This is a genomic window from Bacillus sp. JJ1764 (genome assembly GCF_036962145.1).
Taxonomy (GTDB): Bacteria; Bacillota; Bacilli; order Bacillales; family Cytobacillaceae; genus Neobacillus.
In genome coordinates this window covers 1-3150 of sequence record NZ_JBALNY010000244.1, presented here as the reverse complement: position 1 = coordinate 3150, position 3150 = coordinate 1, and the positions used below count along the sequence as shown (strand labels likewise).

The following is a 3150-nucleotide window of genomic DNA, read 5'->3' as shown; positions in this document are numbered from 1 at the left end:
TGAACTTCCTTGCGAACCGGAACTTCCTGCTGATCCACAGCTTCCCATTGATCCTTGCGTTCCGCCTACGCTGCCTGAGCTTCCTTGGGTTCCAGCACTTCCAGAAGTACCATTACTACCTTGACCTGAGCTGCCCATACTTCCTTGAGTACCACCTACACTTCCAGTACTACCAGGGGAACCGTTTCTTAATCCAGCTCTGGGATTATTGCCTTGAGATCCACGATCTCCTTTTGACTTTTTCTTCCCATTGCCTTTCGAGCCTTGGGTTGACCCTACACTTCCTTTATTACCTTGGGAGCCTTTCCTTTTCCCCCCTTTTGATCCCTTATTTCCTTTAGAACCCTCTTTCTTTTTACCACCTTGGGAGCCTCTATTCCCTTTGGAATTGCCCTTTTTCTTACCGCCTTGGGAACCTTGGGATGACCCTACACTTCCTTTATTTCCTTTAGAACCGCTTTTCTTTTTGTCTCCCTTGGATCCTCTTTTTCCTTTCGATCCACTATTCCCTTTACTTCCATTAGAACCATGTTTCTTATTGGAAGAACCATTTCCGCTTTGATCCCTATCGGTTTTTTGCCGGCTTTTCCTTATTTTTCGTTCCACTGGATTGTTGTCTAAAAAGGCATCTACTCCGTTTACCTGTGCTTCTAATAATAAAACATCCATCGCTAATCTCATTTTTATTCATTCACCACTTTCCATATAATTAACTCTCATTGCTAATTTATGGGAGGTTGGTAATGTTTGATATAGACTAACATTGATTTTTTCATGGAACCACAAAACAGTTACCGCACATTACCCAAATCATTCGCATACAATTCTAGAAAAAATGTCAGTTTAGGAGTTTTTCCATTGCAAAAATATGAAATTATAATCAATCCCAAATTGCTTAAACAACTTGAAAAAGATATTTGGATGAATGAACATGTCCCAGCCGTATTAAAACTGGAAGGCAAGCAATATACTATTGGTCTTGCTTACCGGGGGAATGTCCTTAGAAAAAAAATCAAAAAATCCTACAATATTGTTTTCCAAAAACCATTCACCATGAATGGCGCACATGAAATTCATCTAAATGCCGAGTTTAGTGATATTTCCCTATCGCGTAATAAACTCTCACTAGACTTCTTTGATCAAATAGGGGTCATTGCCCCCCATTCCAAACATGTCTTACTCTATATAAATGGAATCTGCCAAGGGATCTACCTGAATCTTGAGTCGTTTGACCGTTTTCTTTTACGAAAAAGAAAATTGCCACTTGGGCCCATTATTTATGCCACAAATTATCATGCGAACTTCTCATTATTAACTCCTGAGAACAAATTGAAAACGAGCCTTATCGAGGGATACACGATAAAATATGGTCAAAAAAAAGATATACGTGTTCTAGAAAATATGATTGCCATGACAAATACCCTCAGTAGCGAACGGTTTGAAGAGGAAATCCCTCATGTGATGGATATTGAGAAATACTTTAAATGGTTATCCGGAGTAGTCTGCACGCAAAATTACGATGGCTTTATTCACAACTATGCTTTGTATCAAAATGGAGATACAGGGAAATTTGAAATGACACCCTGGGATTACGATGGTACTTGGGGACGAGATCTTCATGGAAAGAAAATTGCTTATGATTATGTTCCAATTACTGGTTACAATACCCTGACCGGCAGACTATTACATTTGCCTAAGTTTAGTTCACTATATCGAGAAATATTGTCCTCCATTCTGGAAAAGGAATTTACTACAGAGTGTCAAATGGAAAGAGTAGAACAAGTTCTAAACGATCTTAAGCCTTATATTAGCCTAGATCCTTATTTGACAACCAGTTTAGAGGAATTTGAAAAGGAAAAGGATGTTTTCCACCGCTTTATTACAAATAGAAATAGTTATTTGAGACAGGAACTAAAACAATTACAGTCCAAAATTTAGGTATATGGTTATAACCATATCTTTTTTTTGCCTATTTTTCCCTAAAATCTATGAAAAAAGGCGCCTTTATTAGTACAACATCACCCCATGATACATATTAATGCAGTGTAAAAGCTTATTTAATTCAAAGGAGGAAAAAGATTTTATGAATAGAGATATGATGGAGACTTTAGTGGGGAAAATCATTAAAGTGGACCGAGGTGGTCCGGAATCAAGAATAGGAAAATTACTAGATGTTTATGACGATCATTTTGTGCTGTTAACGGAAAAGGATGGAGTGGTTTATTACAACACCCGCCACATCAAAAGTTTGACAGAAAATGCAAAGGAACAACTTGAATTTAAAATTGAAGTTCCAGAAGGCTTTGAATACAAAAAAGCAGAATCCTTCGAAGATTTATTAGATTGTCTAAAACTACAATGGGTAAAAATTAATCGTGGAGGCCCAGAAAAATTAGAAGGGGTTTTAAGCGATATAAATAAAGACTTTTTAACATTAATCAGCACGGAAGAAGTTGTTAGACTTTCCATGTACCATATTCGCAATATTAGCTATGGCTTAAAAATTGAACAAGAAAAAGAAGAAAAATCGGATAGCAATGAGAACCACATGTCTGATTCTGAAGTACAAGAGTTACGTCAGCGTGTAGTGAATACGGAATCCCAGTATTCAAAATAAAGAAAAATAAAAATTCGTATCGCTTCTCACTTTGAGAAGCGATACCTTATCTAAAGGGAGGAAAACGAAAATGGTGATGATTGACAAGTTTTCTTCAACCTTGGATTCCTTAATGGGTTATAAAGTGAATCTGTATATAGGTGAAGAAGTCGTAAAAGGAAAGCTTGTTGGCGTTGAAGAAGATCATGTTATTATTGAAAACGAAAATAATTACATCTTTTATTATAACTTGAGTCATATTCAGGCAATTACAAAAAATACGAAGCAATTCCAAGCTCAAGAATTTACTGGTGAAATAATTGCCACGCCAAGTTTGCAGCAAGTATTGGACTCCTTAAAGCTTCAATGGGTTACAATCCTATGTATGAATAAACAAAAATTTACTGGTATTCTAAGTGAAATTAATAGTGAATTTACAACCTTAATTAATGGGGAAGAGCGGATTGTTATTAAGTTAAGTCACATTTCACATATTCTCAAAGGCTACATTAAAGAAGAGAATAGTTCAAATACCGAGAATAATCAATCAAACG

General features: G+C 36.4%; 3 protein-coding genes and 1 pseudogene. 3 read left to right on the top strand and 1 reads right to left on the bottom strand.

The features are described 5' to 3' along the window. Positions 1-681 (bottom strand): annotated as a pseudogene (locus V7083_RS23290) (hypothetical protein); the annotation flags it as partial. 177 nt (positions 682-858) lie between these two features. Between V7083_RS23290 and V7083_RS23285 the strand changes: the two are divergent. The 3 genes from V7083_RS23285 to V7083_RS23275 all read left to right on the top strand — a co-directional run. Continuing rightward, positions 859-1938: a CotH kinase family protein gene (locus tag V7083_RS23285; RefSeq protein ID WP_335482545.1), complete on the top strand. Its 1080-nt coding sequence runs from the start codon at positions 859-861 to the stop codon at positions 1936-1938. 145 nt (positions 1939-2083) lie between these two features. Beyond that, positions 2084-2617 (top strand): hypothetical protein, encoded by a 534-nt coding sequence (locus V7083_RS23280; RefSeq protein ID WP_335482543.1) that lies wholly within the window; start codon positions 2084-2086, stop codon positions 2615-2617. 70 nt (positions 2618-2687) lie between these two features. After that, on the top strand, positions 2688-3150 hold a 463-nt coding region (locus tag V7083_RS23275; RefSeq protein WP_335482541.1), incomplete at its 3' end, for a hypothetical protein.

Coding starts and splice junctions, on each gene's coding strand:
- V7083_RS23280 (WP_335482543.1), top strand. CDS start 2,084: ATGAATAGAGATATGATGGAGACTTTAGTGGGGAAAATCATTAAAGTG.